Source organism: Halorubrum sp. SD690R (genome assembly GCF_005435035.1).
In the GTDB taxonomy this organism is placed as follows: domain Archaea; phylum Halobacteriota; class Halobacteria; order Halobacteriales; family Haloferacaceae; genus Halorubrum; species Halorubrum ezzemoulense.
Genome location: NZ_SGTV01000010.1, coordinates 107,630 through 128,820 on the forward strand (window position 1 = coordinate 107,630; position 21,191 = coordinate 128,820).

Annotated in this window: 21 protein-coding genes and 1 tRNA gene; 15 read left to right on the top strand and 7 right to left on the bottom strand. The window is 70.2% G+C overall.

All coding sequences use genetic code 11. The annotated features are described in order from the left end of the window. Positions 1-42: 42 nt before the first annotated feature. From EXE41_RS08395 to EXE41_RS08410, 4 genes are all read left to right on the top strand, one after another. The gene (locus EXE41_RS08395) at positions 43-738 is read left to right on the top strand and encodes an SCO family protein (RefSeq protein WP_049930840.1); all 696 of its coding nucleotides are present in this window, start codon (positions 43-45) and stop codon (positions 736-738) included. Continuing rightward, a complete protein-coding gene (locus EXE41_RS08400; RefSeq protein WP_086215384.1) occupies positions 735-1,280 on the top strand; it encodes a TlpA disulfide reductase family protein in 546 nt (181 codons plus the stop codon). Before EXE41_RS08395 ends, EXE41_RS08400 begins: the two co-directional genes overlap by 4 nt. Before the next feature lie 16 nt (positions 1,281-1,296). After that, positions 1,297-1,962, top strand: a complete 666-nt coding sequence (locus EXE41_RS08405; RefSeq protein ID WP_004595333.1) for a cytochrome c biogenesis protein CcdA — start codon at positions 1,297-1,299, stop codon at positions 1,960-1,962. A 123-nt stretch (positions 1,963-2,085) separates the two neighbouring features. Then, positions 2,086-2,739, top strand: coding sequence for an AIM24 family protein (locus EXE41_RS08410; protein ID WP_049930842.1), 654 nt, complete (start codon positions 2,086-2,088; stop codon positions 2,737-2,739). Positions 2,740-2,773: 34 nt separating this feature from the next. Here the strand turns inward: EXE41_RS08410 and EXE41_RS08415 are convergent, their stop codons facing one another. Next, complete coding sequence (locus EXE41_RS08415) at positions 2,774-4,129, bottom strand: sodium-dependent transporter (protein WP_137690746.1); 1,356 nt, start codon at positions 4,127-4,129, stop codon at positions 2,774-2,776. 195 nt (positions 4,130-4,324) lie between these two features. Here EXE41_RS08415 and EXE41_RS08420 point away from each other — a divergent pair, with 195 nt between their 5' ends. After that, positions 4,325-5,713 carry an NAD(P)/FAD-dependent oxidoreductase gene (locus EXE41_RS08420; protein ID WP_137690747.1) on the top strand — a complete coding sequence of 463 codons (1,389 nt, stop codon included), beginning with the start codon at positions 4,325-4,327 and terminating at the stop codon, positions 5,711-5,713. Between the two features lie 59 nt (positions 5,714-5,772). On the opposite strand, the gene EXE41_RS08425 is transcribed toward EXE41_RS08420, so the two are convergent. Then, positions 5,773-6,915: a Xaa-Pro peptidase family protein gene (locus EXE41_RS08425; RefSeq protein ID WP_086215381.1), complete on the bottom strand. Its 1,143-nt coding sequence runs from the start codon at positions 6,913-6,915 to the stop codon at positions 5,773-5,775. Between the two features lie 233 nt (positions 6,916-7,148). Between EXE41_RS08425 and EXE41_RS08430 the strand changes: the two genes are divergently transcribed. The 9 genes from EXE41_RS08430 to EXE41_RS08470 all read left to right on the top strand — a co-directional run bounded on the left by EXE41_RS08430 (position 7,149) and on the right by EXE41_RS08470 (position 14,837). Further along, positions 7,149-7,223, top strand: a tRNA-Val gene (locus EXE41_RS08430). A 533-nt stretch (positions 7,224-7,756) separates the two neighbouring features. After that, entirely contained in the window at positions 7,757-8,518 is a 762-nt protein-coding gene (locus tag EXE41_RS08435) for an AAA family ATPase (RefSeq protein WP_137690748.1), read from the top strand. 105 nt (positions 8,519-8,623) lie between these two features. Further along, on the top strand, positions 8,624-8,908 hold the full coding sequence (locus EXE41_RS08440) for a translation initiation factor eIF-1A (RefSeq protein ID WP_049930850.1): 285 nt from the start codon (positions 8,624-8,626) through the stop codon (positions 8,906-8,908). A 295-nt stretch (positions 8,909-9,203) separates the two neighbouring features. Then, positions 9,204-9,545, top strand: coding sequence for a thioredoxin (trxA, locus tag EXE41_RS08445; protein WP_049930851.1), 342 nt, complete (start codon positions 9,204-9,206; stop codon positions 9,543-9,545). 85 nt (positions 9,546-9,630) lie between these two features. Beyond that, entirely contained in the window at positions 9,631-10,773 is a 1,143-nt protein-coding gene (locus tag EXE41_RS08450) for an aminotransferase class V-fold PLP-dependent enzyme (RefSeq protein WP_086215378.1), read from the top strand. Positions 10,774-10,878: 105 nt separating this feature from the next. After that, positions 10,879-11,436, top strand: a complete 558-nt coding sequence (locus tag EXE41_RS08455; protein WP_089308591.1) for a class I SAM-dependent methyltransferase — start codon at positions 10,879-10,881, stop codon at positions 11,434-11,436. A gap of 97 nt (positions 11,437-11,533) precedes the next feature. After that, positions 11,534-12,634 carry a DoxX family protein gene (locus EXE41_RS08460; protein WP_137690749.1) on the top strand — a complete coding sequence of 367 codons (1,101 nt, stop codon included), beginning with the start codon at positions 11,534-11,536 and terminating at the stop codon, positions 12,632-12,634. Positions 12,635-12,735: 101 nt separating this feature from the next. After that, entirely contained in the window at positions 12,736-14,022 is a 1,287-nt protein-coding gene (locus tag EXE41_RS08465; protein ID WP_086219684.1) for a glucose-6-phosphate isomerase, read from the top strand. Between the two features lie 80 nt (positions 14,023-14,102). Then, the gene (locus tag EXE41_RS08470; RefSeq protein WP_086215375.1) at positions 14,103-14,837 is read left to right on the top strand and encodes a CPBP family intramembrane glutamic endopeptidase; all 735 of its coding nucleotides are present in this window, start codon (positions 14,103-14,105) and stop codon (positions 14,835-14,837) included. An 11-nt stretch (positions 14,838-14,848) separates the two neighbouring features. Here the strand turns inward: EXE41_RS08470 and EXE41_RS08475 are convergent, their stop codons facing one another. Further along, complete coding sequence (locus EXE41_RS08475; protein WP_086215374.1) at positions 14,849-16,144, bottom strand: DNA double-strand break repair nuclease NurA; 1,296 nt, start codon at positions 16,142-16,144, stop codon at positions 14,849-14,851. Positions 16,145-16,482: 338 nt separating this feature from the next. Here EXE41_RS08475 and EXE41_RS08480 point away from each other — a divergent pair, with 338 nt between their 5' ends. Then, positions 16,483-18,390 carry a methyl-accepting chemotaxis protein gene (locus tag EXE41_RS08480; protein WP_137690750.1) on the top strand — a complete coding sequence of 636 codons (1,908 nt, stop codon included), beginning with the start codon at positions 16,483-16,485 and terminating at the stop codon, positions 18,388-18,390. A gap of 44 nt (positions 18,391-18,434) precedes the next feature. On the opposite strand, the gene EXE41_RS08485 is transcribed toward EXE41_RS08480, so the two are convergent. The 4 genes from EXE41_RS08485 to EXE41_RS08500 form a co-directional block, all read right to left on the bottom strand. Continuing rightward, positions 18,435-18,857: a hypothetical protein gene (locus EXE41_RS08485; RefSeq protein WP_137690751.1), complete on the bottom strand. Its 423-nt coding sequence runs from the start codon at positions 18,855-18,857 to the stop codon at positions 18,435-18,437. A gap of 1 nt (position 18,858) precedes the next feature. Then, positions 18,859-19,359 (bottom strand): DUF2240 family protein, encoded by a 501-nt coding sequence (locus EXE41_RS08490; RefSeq protein ID WP_176450702.1) that lies wholly within the window; start codon positions 19,357-19,359, stop codon positions 18,859-18,861. A gap of 67 nt (positions 19,360-19,426) precedes the next feature. Further along, the gene (locus tag EXE41_RS08495) at positions 19,427-20,884 is read right to left on the bottom strand and encodes a Na+/H+ antiporter NhaC family protein (protein WP_089308586.1); all 1,458 of its coding nucleotides are present in this window, start codon (positions 20,882-20,884) and stop codon (positions 19,427-19,429) included. Between the two features lie 86 nt (positions 20,885-20,970). Beyond that, the coding region (locus tag EXE41_RS08500) for a transposase (protein ID WP_199240857.1) at positions 20,971-21,191 on the bottom strand (221 nt) is incomplete at its 5' end.

A 21,191-nucleotide genomic window follows, 5' to 3' on the forward strand; every position in this document is an offset into this window, starting at 1 on the left:
GCGGGGTTCATTTACGAGCGACTACGTAGTTCGGGCAACGACATGGAGCGCCGCCACTTCCTCCGATCGCTCGCCGCCACCGGAACCGCCGCCGGCGCGACCGCCACGGCCGGCTGCGCCGGCGTCCTCGGCGACTCCGGCGACGACGGGACGATCCTCGGCCCGCCGGAACAGAATCGCGGCGAGCCGGTCCACCCGATCCACGGCGACGAGATGCCCGAGTTCACCGTTCCCGACCCGATCGCGGGCGAGGAGATATCGACGACGCAGTTCGAGGGCGAGCGCGCGTTCCTGTGGACGTCCTTCTACACCAACTGCCCCGACGGCGTCTGTCCCGCGCTCATCCTCCGGCTGCGCCGCGTTCAGGAGGTCGCCGCCGAAGAGGGGTTCGGCGACGAGGCCGCGTTCCTCCCGCTCACCTTCGACCCGGAGCGCGACACGGCGGACGTGCTCCGCGAGTACGCCGGGCAGCGCGGCGTCGACCTCGACGCCGGGAACTGGCACTTCCTCCGCCCGGAGAGCTACGAGGCGGGCGTGGAGCTGATGGACGAGAACTTCGGACTCAAGATCGAGAAGACGGACGGCGAGCAGTACGAGAACCTGGAGTACGCGTTCCCGCACTACGGGCTCATCCTGCTGGTCAACAAGCGGGGTATCGTCGAGCGGGCGTACCCGCGCGGGCCGGCCACCGACGTCGAACGGATCGTCGACGACTTCCGACGGGTGGTCACGGCGTGAGGCGACGACACCTCCTGGCGGGGCTCGCGAGCGTCGGCGTCCTCGGCGGCGCGGGGGCCGTCGCGACCGGCGGGGTACCGGACGCGCTCGGTGGCAACGACGCGCCCGAACTCGTCGAGCCGATAACGCTCGACACGGTCGACGCGCCGGGGAGCCGCGATGGCGAGGTGACGCTGCCCGCCCCGGACCGACCGACGTTCGTCGACTTCTTCGGGACGTGGTGTCCGCCCTGCGCCGAGCAGATGCCGGCCCTCGCGGAGGCGCACGATCGGATCGGCGACGAGGTGCTGTTCGTGTCGGTGACGACGGAGCCCGTCGGTGAGGCGGTCAGCGAGGAGACGGTGGCCGACTGGTGGCGGGAGAACGACGGCGACTGGCTCGTCGCCGCCGACGTCTCCGCCGAACTCGCGGCGCGACTCAACGTCGGAAGCTACCCGAGCGCGCGCGCCGTCGACGCCTCCGGGCGCGTCCGCTGGGCCACGTCCGGGACCCACACCACCGAGGAGTTCATCGAGGGTATACGGCAGGCGCTCGACGGATGACGGGGCGACCCGACTCATGACCGACGTCTCGCTTGCGACAAACGTCCCGCTGGCCGTGACCGCGGGTGTGACAACGTTCTTTTCGCCGTGCGCGTACCCGCTCCTGCCGGGATACGTGGGCTTCTACGTGAACTCCGTCGACGCCGACTCCGCGTCCGTCGTCGGGGCGGGGGCTCGAGGGATCGCGGCCGCGGTCGGCGTGTTAGCGACGTTCGCGCTGCTCGCGGGCGCGACCGTCCGGATCGGCTACTCGACGCTGTCGAACATCACGGTGTTCGAGACGCTCGTCGGCGGGCTGCTGATCGCCTTCGGACTGCTCGTGGTCTCCGGGCGCGCGCCGTCGATATCCGTGCCGCTGCCGGAGCGGCGGTCGAGCGTGTTCGGGTTCGGCGTCTTCGGCGCGGGGTACGCACTGGCCGGCGCCGGCTGTGTGGCCCCGGTGTTTCTCAGCGTCGTCGCCCGGGCGATCGCGCTCCCGTCCGAGACGGCGGTACTCCTCCTCGGCGTCTACGCCGGCACCGTCGCCGTCCTGATGGCCGCGACGACCGTCGCGACGGGCGTCGGTCTCGTCAGCAACGCCAACCGGGTGATGAACCACGCGGGACTGCTGAAGCGGATCGCGGGCGCCGTGATGATCGTTGCGGGGATCGGCCAGCTGTACCTCTCGCTGGTCGTGTACTGAGGCCGGACTCGTCTCCCGAACACGGACGGGCCGCGTCTCGCTCCCCGAAACGGGTCCCGTAGATTCTTAATCGATACAGCAGAACTTCCGTACAGCCGAACCGATCGGTTCGGTCCCCGTACCATGAACCTAGACGAGTTCACCGCCGCGAACGCACCGACCGACAGCGCGGAACCGTTCCAGCGCGAGAACAGCTACACCCTAGACGTCGACGTCGACGGCACCGTCATGGCGAAGGCCGGCTCGATGGTGGCGTTCACGGGCGACGTGTCCTTCACCGGGAAGGCCTCCGCGGAGGGCGGTATCACCGGGTTCCTCAAGGAGGCCGCTACGAGCGAAGGAACGCCGATCATGGCCGTCGAGGGGCAGGGCCACGTTTACTTCGCCGACGACGGCAAGAAGGTCCAAGTCGTCGAGCTCGACGCCGGCGAGTCGATCACGGTCAACGGCGAGGACGTGCTCGCCTTCGAGGAGTCGCTCTCCTACGAGATCAACACGATCGACAGCCTCGCCGGCGCGCTCGCCGGGGGCTTCAGCAACGTCTACCTCGAGGGGCCGGGCTACGTCGCGATCACCACCCACGGCGACCCGATCGTCCTCGAACCGCCGGTGTCGACCGACCCGAGCGCGACCGTCGCGTGGAGCGGCACGTCGCCGGACGTGGAGGTCAACCGTAGCCTCTCGGACATGATCGGCCAGGAGTCGGGCGAGCGCTACCAGATGCGCTTCGGCGGCGAGGGGTTCGTCGTGGTCCAGCCGCGCGAGGAACACGTCTGAGGCGGCGACGGGAAGTCAGCCCGGTAGCCCGGGGCTATCGCGCCGCCAGCCAGCCGGCGAAGTCGCCGGTGAGGAAGCCGACGTAGTCGACGACGCCGAGGTACAGCACGACGACCACGACGATCAGGATCGGGACCCGGACCGCCCAGATCCAGACTGCGTCGAGGCCGGCGCCGTCAGCGATCCCCTTTCTGAGCTCCTCGCGGCCGACGTCCGGGATCACCCAGCCGACGAACAGCGCGAGCAGCAGCGAGCCGAGGACGAGCAGGATCCCGTCCGCGAGCCCGTCGTACAGGCCGAGGAAGATCGAGTCGATCGTGACCGGGACGCCGAGCAGGAAGACGGCGGCTCCGAGCGCGGCCGACGCGGGCACCCGGGCGACACCGACCTCGTCGATGAGGTAGGAGACGAGCACCTCGAGGATACTGATCGCGGAGGAGAGCGCGGCGATCCCGACCATGCCGAAGAAGACGACGCCGAGGATCCGGCCGCCGGGAATGCCCGCGAACGCGGCGGTGAGGCTCACGAAGATCGTCCGCGGGCCGCCGGCGCCCGGTTCGATCCCGATCGAAAAGAGGACGGGGAAGACGACGAAGCCGACGAGGACGGCGACGAGCGTGTCCAGCGCCGCAATGATCCCGGCGTCGGCCGCGAGGTTCCGGTCCTCGCCGAGGTAGGAGGCGTACGTTATCATCACGCCCATCCCGAGCGACAGCGTGAAGAACGCCTGTCCGGCGGCGGCGGGGAGGATCTCCGTCCAGTTCGCGGCGATCGTGGCGAAGTCGGGGGAGAGGTAGTAGGCGTACGCCGCGCTCGCGCCGTCGAGGGTGAAGCCGTACGCGGCCAGTCCGCCGAGCAGGACGAGTATGGCCGGCACCATCACCTTCACGCTCAGTTCGATCCCCCGCCTGACGCCGGCGGCGATGATCCCGACGACGAGCAGCATGAACATGGCGTGGAAGAGGAGGGTGTCGAGCCCGGTCGAGACCGACTCGTACAGCGCGTCCGCGGCCGCCGGGTCGGCGACGGTGAAGCCCTCTGTGATCCCGATGAGCGTGTAGCGCAGGAACCACCCCGCGACGACGCTGTAGTACGAGAGGATGATGAAGCCGGTGACGACGAACAGCCAGCCGGCGGACGACCAGACGCCGCTGCCCAGTTCCCGAAGCGCCCCGACTGGGTTCCGGTCGGTGCGGCGCCCGATGACGAACTCTACGAGGATCGCCGGGAACCCGATCAGCGCGACGAACGCGAGGTAGGTGATCAGAAACGACGATCCGCCGTACTGGCCGGTGATGAACGGGAACCGCCAGATGTTCCCCAGCCCGACTGCGCTCCCGACCGCGGCGAGGATGAACCCCGCCCGCGTCGCCCACGTCTCGCGTGCCATTGGTGTGCTGGATGAAATCCCTCTCCCCGATAAAAACGTGTCTCTCTGGGCCGCTTACTGCTGATAATCGGACATGATCAATCGGTCACCGGCCCGGAGACGAACGTTTGCCGCCGTGCGTCCGTCGACACGTCGGCCGGTCGGACCCGCATCGGGGACCGTGAATTTAATAGCCGGACAGGGACCTCACGAGGTATGGAACGCGTAGATGTCGCGATCGTGGGCGGCGGGCCGGCCGGGTCGTCCGCGGCGCACGCGGCCGCGACCGGCGGGGCGGACGCCCTGGTCGTCGAGAAAGGGGTCCCCCGAGCCGACCGCGACGGCCTCGGTCCCGACTCGACCGACGCGGCCGGGATCTTGGACTACTGGGTGGACATCATGGGGATCCACCCCGACGAGTTCGACGACGGAGTAATTCAACGCGAGCTGAACCGCGCCGAGTTCCGGGGGCCCGACGAGTCGGCGACGCTCACTTCCACCGGCATCGACTCCTCGTACGACAAGTTCGGCTACACCTTCCAGCGGGCGCGGTTCGACGACTGGCTCCGCGACCGAGCCGAGGAGGCCGGGGCCGAGTACCGCGTCGGGACCTCCGTCCGCGGCGTCGACACTGACCTCTCGGTGGGCCCCGCCGACGGCGATCCGCGCCACACGCTCGAAATCGCGGACGGCGGCACCGTCGGCGCCGACTTCGTCGTTCTCACCGACGGCCCGCAGCGGACGGTGACGAACCGCGTCCTCGACGAGTACCTGCCCGCGGACGCGCAGGCCTCCGAGCGGTTGGCCTCCCGGACCGCGAACCACATCGCGTATCAGGAGTATCGGCGCGTTCCCGAAGACGTGTTCGAGGAGGTCGAGGACGCGCTGGTCTTCTGGTGGGGCGTGATGCCGGGCGAGACCGCGTACCCGTGGATATTCCCGAACGCGGACCGTGTCTGCCGGGTCGGGCTGACGATGCCGATCGGCCTCGACATCGACGAGATCGACGCCTCGGAGTACGCCCTCCTCCGCGAGGACGACGAGTCGATCCCGCAGGGCGGCGAGTACATCCGCCGACTCTTGGAGTGGCAGTACGGCGACGAGTACGACATCGAGGAGGAGTTCCCGCTCGTCGAGGACGCGGGCAAGCGGGGCGGGACGGAGACGTACCCGATCTCGTCTACCCGGCCGATCGACTCGCCCGTGGAGGCCGGCATCGCGGTCGCGGGCGGCGCGATGGGGACCACGTCGGCGTTCCACGAGGGCGGCGATCACGTCGCGGTCCGAACCGGCGCGATCGCGGGCGAACTCGCCGCCGAGGGCGACTTGGCCTCGTATAACCGCCGCTGGAAGGAAGCGATCGGCGACGAGGTCGTCCGCAACGTGACGATGGCCGACATGGTCGCGGAGTACGAGCCCGCCGACTGGGACCGCGTCATCGGCGCGGCCGACGCGATGCTCGCCGCCGAGACCGGCGACGACCTCCTCTCGCAGCCGTACCGCTCCGGGTGGGAGTCGCTCAAGCTGCTGGTCGGTTACAAGTGGAACAAGCGCCGGGTGAAGAAGGGGTACGTCGGCATCGACGAGAGCGAGTACGTGTACTGACCCGCGGACGCCGTCGACCGCGTCGCCGGCGGCGCTGCCCCCCGACGAGACCGGTCCCGCTACCGGATCACGGGCGCCGCCAGCTCCACCGGCTCCGCGTCGATCCCCGCCACGTCAACCGGTTCGGTCTCGTGGGTCGGCCACCGACCGGTCTTCGTGAGCCGCTCCGTCAGGTCCGGCGCGACGAGGTGCGTGTCCTCGCTTTTCGTTCCTCGGACCGTCGGATTCCACGCGTAGCCCATCGGCCACCGGACGGGCTCGTCGCCGTCGGGCGTCGCTATCCACTCTCGGCCCGCGAACCCGGCCGCGCCGCCCTGGTGGTGCTTCTCCCATTCGTCGGCGAAGCCGACCGCGTCGTACGCCTCTCGGATCGCCTCGAACACGTCGCCGGCGGCGTCGGGGGCGTCCGCGGACGCGGCGTCACCGTCTCCTCCGACGAGCGTCCCGGCCGCCGCGGCCTCGGTGGCTCGGATCGCGGTGGCCTCGACGCGCGCCGCGGCGCGGTGTCGCTCCTCGAACCAGTCCGGCGCGTCGAAGGCCACCGTCCGCGTCATCGAGGCGTAGAGCCCCGCCCGCTCCGCGGTGACCGAGACGAGCGCGTAGTCGCCGAGCGCGGCGTCGCTCGGGGTGTAGTGGCGGAACGCCTGCGCTCGCTCCGCGCCGCCGACGAGGACGACCGGCGTGTCCACGTCGCGGGAGGCGAGCGAGATGTCAATGCCGGCCGCGACCTCGTACTCCGGGTCGTCGGGTTCGAGGTTCCGGCAGACGGTCTCGACGGCGGCCGCGACCTCCCGACCCAGCTCGCGGTACCGCTCGACGTCGTCGTCGGTGAGGGGTTGTCGGAGCCGGCTCCCGTCGACCGCCTCGAAGCCGGACACGTCGAAGTCCGCGGCGGCGGGCGCGGGCGACCGCTCGGCGACCGCCGCGGCGAGTGAGTCGGCGTACCACGGGAACGACTCGACCGCGAACGCGTCCGGAAGCTCCTCGTCGGCGAGCCGGTCCGCCTCGATGTCGTCGGCGATTACGCGGAGTTCGCCGTCGTAGCCAGCGGCCGCGACGCCCGTCGCCGCGTCGGCGTCCACGACGTTGTCGCCGCCGGTGAGCCACGCGAACCCGTTCGGCCGCGCGAACCAGACCGCTTCGAGTCCGCGCTCGGCGAGGTAGGCGTCCAGCCTGTCCGTGCGGGCGGCAAGGTCGACCATACGGACGGACTGTCGCCGAACGGGTAAAACCGGTCGGAAGCCGTCTGCGCGCGGACGCCGTGCGACCGCTCCGTACCCGCCGTCCGGTCGACACCGACCGACGACCCGCCTGGGCCGCGATCGTCGTCGCGCCGTCCCCCGATCGAGCCGCCGGGCCGGCCCCGCGGGCGGTTCGAAACGAAAGGTTCAATTACGTCCCACGAAAACAGCGAGATGCGTCAGTAAGCCCCTTCGGGTTGGTAGTCTAGTCCGGTTATGACACCTCCTTGACATGGAGGAGGCCGGCGGTTCAAATCCGCCCCAACCCACTTTCTTGCGGCCGATACCACACGACGGCGGGAGTCCCGGATGTAATCACCGGACGATATAGCGACGAGTTCAGCGGAGGCAGTGCGTTATTCTGTCTAACTGAACACTGAACGAGTCATCAGACTGTGATCGCAAACCCGTCGTTCGGGGAGATTTTCTGAGCAGAGATTCTTCCCTCCGAGCATAAGTTTCCGATCCGAGGTCACCTCCGAATTCGGCTCCCGATTTGCGCTACAACTCCCGGTTGTAATCGTCGCGGTCGTGGCGGTAACCGGATTGTCACTGTACCTCTCTGTGACTATGGCCGCGGCTTCCGGCCTCCTCGTTGGAACCATCGTCGCCTTGCTCGTCGCTGCTCTCGCAACGATACTCGATTAATTCCATCGGCTATCGGTGGACGACCCGGGACGGACGCTTGATCCGGCGGTACGTCGAGGGGTCCTGATCCGCCGGGAGCCGGGGGACCTCACCGCGTCGGTCGGGGGTGGCTAATGAGAAGTTTCTTTTACCTCACCCCGGAGAATAGCGGTAGATGAGTGACCGAGGCGGTCGACCGTCGGACCGAACCGAATCCCCCGCTTCGAGCGGTGAAACGGCGGGTTCCTTCGATCCGGCGTCGCCGACCTCGTCCGCCCCGGTCGCCGACGACGGCGCGTCGACCGGGCGACTGGTCGTCGTCTGCGGGCTGCCCGGCGTCGGCAAGACGACCGTCGCCGAGCGGATCGCCGACCACGTCGACGGCCGGATCCGACGGACCGACGTGATACGCAAGCAGCTGTTCGACGACCCGGAGTACACCGACGCGGAGACCGAGGCGGTCTACGCCGAACTGCTCGCGCGCGCTCGCGACGACGTCGACGCCGGAGGCGCCGTCGTCCTCGACGCGACGTTCGCGGACGCCCGGTTCCGGGCGGACGCCCAGGAGACGGCCGCCGAGGCCGCGGCCGAGTTCGACCTCGTCGAGGTCGCCTGCGACGAGGCGGTCGTCGAGCGCCGGATCGAGCGCCGAGACGGGATCAGCGACGCCGACTTCGAGATCCACCTCCACTTCAAGAAGCTGTTCGACGAGGTGGCGTCGGAGCACGTCGTCGTCGACAACTCCGGGACCGAGGCGGAGACGTTCGCGCAGGTCGACGCGGCGTTCGGCGAGCGGGCGACCGACGGCGACGCGGCCGGGTACGACGCGACCGACGGTGACGCGACCGACGGCGACGCGACCGGCGAAGGTACGGCCGTCGAAGATTCGACCGTCGACGGAGACGATCGGTCGACCACGCTCACCGACGCGGAGTGAGTTCGGTCCGGCGCCCCGGGGTGCCGTCGTCGTGCGAACGGATCGCGTGACGGGCGCACACACGCGTCTCCAATCACTTATACGGGCGAGCGCACAACGGAAGGTATGAGCGAAGAATCCGGGCGGAAGAACCTCCGCATGCCCAACGACGACGAAGTGTTCGCCGTAGTGACAGAACACCTCGGCGGCAACCACGTCCAACTGCGCTGCGCCGACGGCGAGGAACGACTCGGCCGGATCCCCGGCCGCATGAAGTACCGCACGTGGATCAACGAGGGCGACGTGGTCCTCGCCGAGCCGTGGGACTGGCAGGACGAGAAGGCGAACGTCGAGTGGCGGTACGATGACGAGGACGCCGACCAGCTCCGCCGCGAAGGCCACATCCAGTAGCGACGCCCGACTCGTCGGGCGAGCGGACCGCCCCGGACGCGCAGTCGTGTTGTCACCGATCGATGCTCTCGCCGCTCTTCTCGATTACGCCGCGACCCGGCAGCGGGTCGTCTCGGTCCCCGAACCGGCCGGCGGAAAGATACGGTCAGTACGGCGACGGCCACCGATTCCGCCAGAATCGGGACCGATCGAGAGCGGCCGGGGCGGCCGAGTCGCTCCGGCTCATCCTCCGTAGTGTGTAGTATTGTGGCCTATATCCAAAATCGTTATCAGTCCTGGGCGTGTACCCGGTGGTATGAGTTCGACAGAAGCCGCTCCCGCGGAACCGATCCAGCTGGACGACGCCGACGCGTTCGACGACCGAGTCGCCGAGAACGATGTCGTTCTCGTCGACTTCTACGCCGACTGGTGCGGTCCGTGCCGGATGATGGAGCCCGCCGTCGAGGCGGTCGCGAGCGACACCGACGCGGCGGTGCTGAAGGTCGACGTCGACGTCCACCAGGCCCTGGCCGGCGAGTACGGCGTCCAGGGCATCCCGACGCTGCTCGTGTTCGCCGACGGTGAGCCGGTCGAGCGTATGGTCGGCGCGCAGAGCGAGCAGGCGCTGACCGACGCGGTCGGCGAACACACCGCCTGAATCGGTCCGACAGGCGTCACACACTGAACACCCGAGACGCGGGACCGCGCCGGCCATCGCGGCCCGAGTCGCCGAAACCGACACCATGAGAACGATCCAACTCGACGACGACGGTATGACCCCGAGAGAGCTCCGCGCGGACGTCCCGGCCCTCGGCGACGCGGCGTACTTCAACTTCGGCGCGCACGGGCCGAGCCCGGAGTACGTCGTCGAGGCGGCCGGGTCCTTCATCGAGGAGCACGAGTACGGCTCCGCGACTACCGACCCGTACGGCCACGCGTTCGAGACGTACGACCGCGTTCGCGAGCGGATCGCGGCGTTCGTCGGCGCCGACCCCGAGGAGGTCGCGCTGACGGAGAGCACGACCGACGGGATCACCCGCGTCGCCGGCGCGATCGACTGGGAACCGGGCGACGTGGTCGTCCGGACCGATCTCGAACACCCGGCAGGCGTCCTCCCGTGGAAGCGCCTCGAACGCGAGGGCGTCGAAGTCCGCGTCCTCGAAACGGAGGCGGGCCGCGTCGACCGCGACGAGTACGCAGCGGCGGTCGCGGACGCCCGGCTCGTCTGTTTCAGCGCGATCACGTGGACCCACGGCACCCGCCTCCCCGTCGCCGACCTCGTTGAGGTCGCGAACGACGCGGGCGCGTTCACTCTCGTCGACGCGGTTCAGTCGCCCGGGCAGGGCGCGATGGACGTGAGCGAGTGGGGCGCCGACGCGGTCGCCGCGGCCGGCCACAAGTGGACGCTCGGCCCGTGGGGCGCCGGATTCCTCTACGTGGACCGCGACGCCGCGGCCGATCTCGCGCCCCACGCGGTCGGCTACCGCGGCGTCGAGGACCCGACCGGCGACGAGATCGAGTTCAAGCCGGCCGCAGGGCGCTTCGAGGTCGGGACGACGACGGCGGCGGCGCACGTCGGCCTCGTCGAGGCGCTCGACGCCATCGAGGCGGTCGGCCTCGACGCGATCGAGGCGCGGATCGAGGCGCTCACCGACCGGCTCAAGGACGGCGTCCCCGAGGATCGACTCCTCAGCCCGCGGGCGTTCGAGTCCGGGCTCGTGACGATCGACGTCGACGACCCGGAGGCGACCGTCGAGCGACTCGGCGAGCGGGACATCGTCGTCCGGTCGCTCCCGCACCCGGACGGGATCCGGGTGTCGGTCCACGCCGTCTCGACGGAGGCGGAGGTCGACCGGCTCCTCGACGCGCTGGAACCCGAGTGGTGACCGGCGGGACGGGTCGCCGTCCCGTTCCACGTCGCGGGGTCGCGTCGGCTCAGTCGCACGCGCCTCGACCGGACGCGTTTTAGTACTCGACGCGCAATACCGCCCATGGGATTCCACACGTTCGACGCCGAGCAGGCGTCGCAGCTCGAGCGCCCGAGCCGCTACCGATGGGTCTCCGCGGAGGAGCTTATCGGCCCGCTGGTCGAGGTCGGCGCCGCGGTCGTCGCCGACCTCGGCAGCGGTACCGGCTTCTACACCGACGCCGTCGCCGAACACGCCGAGACCGTCTACGGCGTCGACGTCCAGTCGGAGATGCACGAGTACTACCGCGACAAGGGGCTCCCGGAGAACGTCGACCTCGTCGCGAGCGACGTCTCGGACCTCCCCCTCGCCGACGGCGAACTCGACGGGGCGTGCTCGACGATGACGTACCACGAGTTCGCGAGTCCGGACGCGATCGGCGAGCTCGCCCGCGTCCTCCGCTCCGACGGGCGGCTCGTCGTGTTCGACTGGTCGGCCGACGGCGACGGCGACCACGGGCCGCCGGTCGACGAGCGCTTCGCTGCGCGCGACGCGCGCGAAACGCTCGTCGACGCCGGGTTCGAGATCGAGCGCGCCGAGACGCGGACCGAAACGTTCGGCGTCGTCGCGCGGGCACCCTAAACGACCGTCCCGTATCTGTCCGAAACCGCCGCCACACCGTCGCATTCGAACGTTCGTGAAGAAATACCGTTAGGTGTATCCAGCCCGTACGAGGGGTATGTCCGTCCGTCACCGATCGGTAGCCGTCGCCGCGCTCGCCATGTTCGCGACGCTCGCCGCGCGACCGGCCGCGGCCCACGTCGACTACGTCACCGAGGACTCCGGCGACCCGCTCGACGCTGTGGCGTTCGTCATCGAGGTGCTCTCGGACCCGTTCAACGCGGCGCTGTTCGCGGGGTCCGGAGCGCTCGGGCTCGTCGGCATCGCGGCGTACCTCTGGGTGCGACCGACGATCGTCGACATCGTCGTCCTCCGCGAAAAGCTCGCCGGGTACGCCGACCTCGTCCCGTGGATGCTCCGCCTCGCCGTCGGGCTCCCGCTCGTCGGCGCCGGCTTCGAGGGGTATCTCTTCGCGCCGACGCTCGCGTTCGACACTGGGGCGAGCCCGCTCCTCCGGGTGCTGTTCATCGGGCTCGGGTTCTTCACCCTCTTCGGGCTGGCGACGCGGATCACCGCGACGGTCGGCCTGCTGACGTACGCGTGGGTGTTCCTCGCGGTCGACCCCCTCGTCTTCCTCGCCGTGGAGTACGTCCCGGTGTTCCTCGCGCTGCTGATCCTCGGCGGCGGCCGCCCGAGCGCCGACGACATGCTGCTGGCGGTCGCGAGCACGCCGGGCTCGTACTACGGCCGGGTCGACCCCGTCCAGTACCTCAAGTCGTTCCTCGACGAGTCGACGGCCCCGCTGCGGCGCTACGTCCCGGCGGTGCTCCGGGTCGGGATGGGCGTCTCGTTCGTCTACCTCGGCCTCATTCAGAAGCTCGCCGACCCCGCGAGCGCGCTCCAGGTCGTCGAGAAGTACGACCTCACGGCGGTGGTCCCGGTCGACCCGGGGCTGTGGGTCGTCGGCGCGGGGGTGACCGAGGTCGCCGTGGGGCTCGCGCTGATCGCGGGTTTCTTCACCCGCGGCGCGGCCGCGCTCTCGTTCGTCCTGTTCACGACGACCCTGTTCGGGCTCCCGGACGACCCCGTCCTCGCGCACGTGGCGCTGTTCGGGATGGCGTCGGCGGTGTTCACGCTCGGCTCCGGCCCGCTCGCGTTCGACTACTGGTTCGGTCGGCCGGCGCTCGACGGCGACGACTCGGCGGTCGCGGCGGACTGACCGCGACGGGTGCTCGTCCGTGACGGGCCACGACCGCAGGCGGACGCCGCGACCGCGACCCCCCGCCGGCTTTTAAGTTACTCTCGCGCGGTGAGGGAGGTATGCGAGTGGACCTCGGCAACGCCCTGGCGACGACGCCCGGGCTCACGACGGCAACGCTGGACCGACTCGACGACCGCGTCGCGGCCGCGCACGAGCGGATCGCGGCCGGGATGGCCGACGACGAGTTCGGGTACGCCGCCCTGACGCTCCCCGAGACCGCGGACCCGGACGCGATCTACGCCGCGGTCGAGGGGTTCGACCGCCCCGAGGCGGTGCTGACGGTCGGGATCGGTGGCAGCGCGCTCGGCGCGGCGACGCTGTCGAACGCCCTCGACAGCGACGTGGACGCGTACGTCCTCGACAACGTCGACCCCGACGAGACGCGGCGCCGCCTCGCCGACCTCCCGCTCGACGACACCGTCGTCAACGTGGTGTCGAAGTCGGGGACGACCGCGGAGACGCTCGCGAACTTCCTCGTCGTCCGCGAGGCGATGGCCGACGCGGGTGTCGACTGGACCGAGCGCACCCTCGTCACGACGGGCGAGTCGGGGAACCTCCGCCGGCTGGCCGACCGCCACGACCTTCCGTCGCTCCCGGTGCCCGACGGCGTCCCCGGGCGCTTCTCGGCGCTGTCGACGGTCGGGCTCGCCGTCGCCGCGCTCCAGGGCCACGACGTCGAGGCCGTCCTCGCGGGGGGCCGCGACGGGATGGACGCGCTCGCCGGGTCGCTGTACGACTCGCCCGCGTACGCCTACGGGGCGGCGACGTACGCGCTCGCGGAGCGGGGCGCGCTCACCAACGCCGTGATGCCGTACGCTGAGTCGCTGGAGACGTTCGCGGAGTGGTTCGCCCAACTGTGGGCCGAGAGCCTCGGGAAGGACGGGCTGGGGCAGACCCCGGCGCGCGCGCTCGGGGCGACCGATCAACACTCCCAGCTCCAGCTGTACCGCGCCGGGCCACCCGACAAGCTGGTGACGCTCGTCCGGCCGACAGAGCGCGCCGACGCGCCGATCCCCGAGACGGACCTCGACGGGCTCGCGTACCTCGGCGGCTCGTCGCTCGGCGGCCTGCTCGATGCCGAGTTCGAGGCGACTGAGGCGAGCCTCGCGGCCGCCGACGTCCCCAACGTGCGGGTCGAGATCGACCGCGTCGACGAACGCGCGCTCGGCGAACTCCTGTTCGGGATGGAGGCCGCTTGCGTGCTGTACGGCGAGCTCGCGAGCGTCTCGACGTTCACCCAGCCCGCCGTCGAATGGGGCAAGAAGGCGGCCCGCGGGCTGCTCGGCGGCGGCGACTTCGAGGAGGCCGAGGCGGTCGCGGAGAAGCGCGAACTGCGAATAGACTGATCCGCTCTGCGAGTGGGGACGTTGCCGGCGCCGATCCCCTTCCGGTGCGTCTAAATCCCTTGCGAGTCGTGTTCACTGTAATGAGCGACGACCTCTCGGCCTCGGCTGTCGGCCAGCGCGTGTTCCGCGTCGCGAGCGCCCTGTTCGCGATCGTGTTCGCGCTCCTCGTCGCGAGCGCGATCACCGCGCCGGGCGCGGAGCTGGCCGCCTCCCTCGGGCTGGTGTCGGAGGGCACGACCGGCTACCAGCTCCTTCAGACGCTGCTCCAGTTCGTCGGGTTCGCGATCGCGGTCGCCGGCTACCTCGCGATCACCGACCAGTGGACGCTCGCCCGGATCTCCCGCCCCGACGCCCGCGAAGCGGCGATCATCGTCGGCGGGGGTATCGCCCTCTTCGCGTTCCAGTACGGCGCGCTGTTCGCGCTCGATCAGGTCGGCCTCTCGACCGGGCAGAATCAGGCGGTCGTCCCCGCCGGCGACCCCGTCCCGTACTACCTCGCGATGATCGCGGTGTCGCTCGCGGTGGTCGGCCCGGTCGAGGAGCTGCTGTTCCGCGGCGTCGTCCAAGGCACCGTCCGCCACGCGTTCGACGCGGTTCCCGCGGTGCTCATCGCGAGCCTCGCGTTCGGGCTGATCCACCTCCCCTCGGTCTCGGGGACGCCGGTCGAGCAGTGGGCGTACGTCGGTATCGTGGTCGTGTTGGGGTCCGTCCTCGGCGCGTTCTACGAGTGGACGGACAACGTGGTGGTGCCGGGGCTGGTCCACGGCATCTACAACGCGGTCACCTACGCGGTGCTGCTCGCGCAGGCCCTCTGAGGGGCACCGGTTCAGTACGTCTCTTTCCCCCACCGCAGGTCGTCGTAGGTCGCCTGCTGGTCGCTGCCGAGCCGCTCCTCGAACTTCCGGCGGAGCGCCGCCTTCTCGCTGGCTGAGATGCGCGCCAGCGCGTCCGCCTTCGCGACCGGCTCCGGCGGGCCGCGGGTCGCCGCCACCTCGGCGACCACCTGCCGGGTGAGCCGTTCGCGGGTCCCCGCGTCGCGGGTGAACGCGTACGGCGCCTCCAGCTTGTAGGTCACGTCGGTCCGCGGGTCGTAGACGACCATGAACGTGGGCTCGTACAGCTCGGGGTCGAGCTCGCGGTCGACACCGAGCGCGTCGCCGTCGGCGGCCATCGGCGCGTCCGCGCCGCCGCGGCTGCGGAACCACGTGGTGAACGTGAGGTCGTCGTCGAGCCGCGCGCCGCGCTCTGCGCCCCGGTCGTCGTCGGTGAACTCTCCGTCGCCGGCGGCCCCGTACGGCTCGCGGCGCTCCAACAGCCGGGTGAACAGCGCGGTGTCGTCGGGCCACGGCGACTCGACGCCGGCGCGCGAGAGCGCGCGGACGGCGGTGCCGCTCGCGGGGTTCTTCACGAAGCCGGCCAGCGGCACGTCGCGCTCGACGAACCGCTCGACGAGGCGGACGTACTTCTCGATTACCGCGCGCGGCTTCGCCTCGCGGGCGAGCGCGCCGAGCTCCGGGTCGCGGTCGGCCCACGTGAACAGCTCCTTCGGGTAGATGGGGCCGTCGAGGACGAGCAGGTCCTCCACCCGGTCGGCGTGGTCGAGCGCGTGGGTTCCCTCCGCGAGGTATAAGGCGAGCGCGTGGACGACCCGCTCCGCGTAGCGGTTCACCCGCGGGACGTGGAGGACGCGCTGCTTGGTGTGGCCCTCGTCGCGGCGCGTCCACTCGCTGTCGAAGCCGGCGGTCGAGTCGCCGGCGTGGACGGTGGCCACGATGGTGCGGTCGCGGTGGAGGTCGAGGTCGGTCGGCGAGCTCGCCATCGCCGCGTGGGCGACGTCGACGACGAGGCCGTTCTTGAACGTCGTCGGGTTGATCGTCCCCGAGTCGAGCCCGTGGACCGCCTCGAACGGGCGCTCGGCGAGCGCCACGTCGTCGATGGCGGCCCGATGGCGCTCGTGGTCGCCGAGCGCCGCGAGCACGACCCGGCCGTCGCGGCGTAGTTCGGGGAGCCACTCCCGCCAGACGCGCTCGGCGAGGTCGTCGTGGTCCGTCGCGTCCACGTCGCCGCCGATGCCGTACGCGAGCCGGGCGATGTTCTCGACGTGGATCGGATCGAGCGTCACGACCGTACGGCGGGCCGGACCAATATAAAAGGCGTCGGCCGCGCGGTCGACGACCTGGGCGCCCGGCGCGAGTTCGCTCAGCGGGGGTTCACTCGGCGGGAGTTCGCTCAGTGAAACCGGTTCCGTCCGGTGAAGTTCGTGTCACTCAATGAGGTCATTCCGCCCGCCGGGACGAACGTGTTCGATCATCGCCGAACAACCGGCAACGTCGTGGGGTAAATTGTGTCAGCGCGATATCACTCAGCGGCTTAATTACCAGCGTCTCAGGACCTGAGAGACGGTATCAGCGATAATATCTGGAGGCGACGTGTTTTTATACCGTGCGACAATCGTCGCCCATGGCAGAGACTGCGACCGGCGTGGACGCGGGGGGATCGGGCGGGCTGGCGGAGAGCGTGCGGGACGTGATCCGCTACATCCCGGACGGCACCTCGATGCCGGAGGAGATGTGGAGCCCGCGGCATCGGAACATCCTGATTTCGATCGCGGTCCAGGTGCCGCTGCTGATCGGGCTCGGCCTCTACAACGGGACGGAGTCGTTCACCGGCGCGCAGATTCCGGCGACGCCGCTGTGGATGCTCGGCGGGTTCGTCGCCGTCATCCTCGGCACCGGCGCGCTGGCAAGCTGGTCGCGGCTCGGCCGCCGCCAGCGGACGGTGCTCTCCGCGTTCAGCCTCATGACCGTCTCGATGGCGATGGTCAAGCTGTCGGGCGGCTACATCGAGGCGCACTTCAGCTTCTTCGTGTTTATCGGGGTGCTCGCGCTGTACGAGGACTGGCTCCCGTTCGCCGTCGGCGTCGTGTACGTGGCGGTCGGCCACGGCGCGTTCAGCCTCATCGATTCGAGTCTCGTCTACAACCACACCGCGGCGATACAGAACCCGATCGTCTGGGGCGGCATTCACGCGGTCTTCGTCCTCGCGCTGGCCAGCGCGCTGATGGTCAACTGGTACTCGATCGAGAAGTCGCGCGAGGCGGCGCGCGAGCAGCTGGAACTGGCGGAGCGGAAGCAGGCGGAGATCCAGGACGTCGAGGCGGCGAAGGCGGAGGTCGAGGAGCGCCGGGAGGAGGTCGAGCGGCTGAACAGCCACCTCGAGACGAAGGCGGACGACTACAGCGCCGCGATGGGCCGGGCGGCAGACGGCGACCTCACGGTCCGGCTCGACGCGGAGAGCGAGAGCGAGGCGATGGCGCAGATCGGCGCGGCGTTCAACGAGATGATGGAGGACATCGACGCGGCGATGGGCGAGGTGCGGTCGTTCGCGCAGGACGTGTCGACCGCGAGCGCGGACACGGTCGACGGCGTCGAGACCGCGTCCGACCGGAGCGAGGCCGTCAGCCGGTCGGTCACGGAGATCGCCGAGGGCGCCGACGAGCAGCGCGAGATGCTGCGGCAGGTGTCCGACGAGATGAACGACCTCTCGGCGACGATCGAGGAGGTCGCCTCCTCGACAGAGACGGTCGTCTCGGTCGCCGAGCAGACCGCCGACATCGCCGACGAGGGCGAGGAGACCGCCGAGGCGGCGATCGGCCGCGTCGAGGAGTCGCGCGAGGCGCTCGACTCGGCCGCGGGGACCGTCCAGCAGCTCGACGACCGGATGGAGGACATCGGCGAGATCGTCGACCTCATCGGCGACATCGCCGAGCAGACGAACCTGCTCGCCTTGAACGCGAACATCGAGGCCGCCCGCGCGGGTGGCAGCGGCGGCGGGAGCGACGGGTTCGCGGTCGTCGCCGACGAGGTGAAGCAACTCGCGGAGGAGACGCAGGACGCCGCCACCGAGATCGAGGAGCTCATCGGCGCCACGCAGTCGCAGACCGAGGGGACCGTCGAGGCGGTCCGGAGCGCCGAGGAGAACATCGCCGCCGGGGCCGACGCCGTCGAGGACGCCGCGGACGCGTTCGCTCGGGTGTCGGAGAACGCCGCGGAGACCGACGAGGGGATCCGCGAGATCAGCCGGGCCACCGACGATCAGGCGGCCAGCACTGAGGAGACCGTCTCGATGGCAGAGGAGGTCGCGGAGATCAGCGGGTCGACCGCCGACGAGGCCGACGCGGTCGCCGAGGCCGCTGACGAGCAGCTGACCGCGATGAGCGAGGCGACGACGGCGGCCGGGTCGCTCGCGGAGCAGGCGGAGCGGCTCGGCTCGCTCGTCCGGGACTTCGACGTCTCCGGCGGCGGGACCGGTCCCGCGTCGGGCCCCGGCCTGAGCGCGGCGGTCGGCGACGGCGGCCAGCGCGAGTAGACGCGCGGCGACGAGACGTTTTTCCGCGGTTCGGCGCTGTCCGGCTATCTATCGTTCGACTCGCTCCGAACAGCTTCGAGGACCGCCAGCGCGCGCTTCACTCCCGCGCCGTCCTCCACGAACACAAGCGTCCGGGGCGGGCGGACCGCCTTCGGCCGGACGCGGAGGTCGACCTCCCTCGCCGCGTCCGCGACCGCGTCCGGGGCCGCGACCGCTTCGATCCGCGCGCGGTCCGGCTGGACGTACACCTCGGCGACGGTCGGGTCGGTCTCCGCGGACGCGTCCCCGTCTGGCGAGCCGTCGCGCTCGCGGACGATCCGGTACGCCAGCGCGCCGTCGGCGGTCGGCTCGACGTCGGGGTCGGCGTCGGCGACGGTCAGCCCGCGGAGCCGGCTCTCGTTCCCCGTCACCTCGGAGGCGAGGAGCTGAGCGATCCGGACGCCGTCCGCGAGTCGGTCCGTCACCATCTCACGCCGCCCCCGAGTCGTCGGCGTCGGTCGGATCGCCTCCCGCGTCGCCCGCCTCGGCGGCGAGCTCCTCGCGCACGTCGACCGCGAGGCGGTCGACCGCGACGCCCTGCTCGCGGGCGTAGAGGACCGCGGCGGCCTCGATGGTGACCGCCAGCGCCCGCTGACGCTCGTTGATCGCGGCGACGGCGCGCTGCTTCTCGACGCCCGCGGCGACGACGGCGTCGAGCGCGCTCTCGAAGGTGGACTGCTCGCGGAGGACCGACTCGTCCGGGGTGAACCCCTCCGGGACGGTCACCTCGGCCGGGTCGAACTGCGGGACCAGATCGCCGTCCTCGGACGCCAGCAGGCCGCGGCCGAGCGCGACGTCGACGAGCCGCTTCGCCTGGTCGGGCGAGAACCACTCGCGCTCCAGCGACAGCGCGACGACGAACTCCCCCTGCCCGAGCCGGTCCTGTGCCCGAGCCTTGAACGGGGCGGCGACGGCGACCTCCAGACTCATGTGAGACGAACGGCCCGGCGGGCGCGTAAACGTGTCGAACCGGGGGGCGACCGGACGATCCCGGGACTCAGTCGTCGCCGGGGGCGGCGGTCTCCGCCGGGTCGGCGTCGGCCGAGGTCGGATCCGCGTCGATCGTGAGGCCGGTCCCGGCCATAACGAACAGCACAAACGGCGAGAGGAACGCGAACAGGTAGTACGGCGCGTACTCGATGGTCGGGACGCCCGTGGCGCTCGCCATGAAGACGGCGCCCGCGTGCCACGGCATCAGGGCGCCGGTCGGCGTCCCGGCCGCTTCGACCGCGCGCGAGAGCTGGTCGGTGTCGAGGCCGAGTTCGTCGTAGGTGTTCCGGAGCGTGACGCCCGGCAGGACGATGCTCATGTACTGTTGGGCCGTGAGGGCGTTGATGAAGATCGCGGAGACACCAGTTCCGGCGACGAGCGCGCCCGGACTCCGCACGGACGAGGTGAACGCGTGGGCGATCACCGCGAGGACGCCGGTGCGCTCCAAGATGCCGCCGAGTGACAGCGCGGCGACGACGACCGTGATCGTCCACGCGGAGCCGGTGAGTCCCCCGGTCGCGAGGAGTTCGTTCACGGTCGTAGAGGCCGACTCCGGCGAGGTCCCGTACATGAATATCTCCCAGGCGGCGACGAATCCGGTCCCTTGGAGGAGGATCGTCGTGAGCGCGCCGGCGAACACGCCCGCGACGAGTGTCGGCAGCGCGGCGTACCCCCGCAGCGCCAGCCCGAAGGTGACGACGAGCGGGACGAAGGCGACGGCGGTGACCGCGTACGTCTCGGTGAGACCGCCCTGGATCGCCGCGATCTCGCCGGCGGGAATGTCGCCGCTCGTGCGGAGGCCGAGCGCGGCGAAGCCGAGGACCGCGAGACCGAAGGCGATCGCGGTGCCGGTCCGCATCCGTCGGATGTGCCCGTACAGGTCGGTGTTGGTGACGCCGGCGGCGAGGTTCGTGGTGTCGGAGAGCGGCGACTGCTTGTCGCCGGCGTACGCGCCCGAGAGGACCGCGCCGACCGTCATCGGTGCGGGGACGCCGAGCCCCGCGCCGATGCCCACGAAGGCGACGCCGAGCGTCCCGACGGTGGTCCACGAGGAACCGATGGCGAACGCGACGATCGCGGCGAGGACCGCTGCCGCGGGGAGGAACGTCGTCGGGGACAAGATCTCCAGGCCGTAGTACATCATGCTGGGGATCGTGCCGGCGCTGACCCACGTCGCGATCAGCCCGTAGATGGTGAAGATGATGAGGAGCGCCTGGAGCCCCATGACGAGGCCGTTCGCGATCCCGTCGAACAGCGCGTCCCAGTCGTAGCCGAGCCACAGGCCGAACGCGCCGACGAAGGCGATGCTCCACAACAGCGGCGGGTGCGGGTCGAGGCCGAGGACGGCCGAGCCGATTCCGAGGAACGCCACGACGGCGAGGACCGGGACCAGCGCCGCCGCGAGACTCGGGCGGCGGTCTGGATCCAGGTCGTCGTACGCCGTCGGGGTGAACGAGCGTGCCATGTCCGATTGTATTCCTTTGAAGCATAAGTATAGCTCGAAATATGCGTGTGATAGATAGCGATAGATCTTGCCGCTTACGGTGATACTCACGGACATAAATACGTAAACACATCTGGGATTTCGACCCGGTCGAGTGCAGAGAGAGCAGCCTCACGGAGATCGTCGAGTGTGTCAAACAGACGGTTCCCAAGTTCTTGATCAAGTTGTCTCCAACACTCTTCCGCGGGGTTCAGCTCCGGTGAACCCCGCGGTAGGTAACAGAGTTCTATCGGTGTACCTTCAGCAAACTCTTGGACCTTGTTCGCCG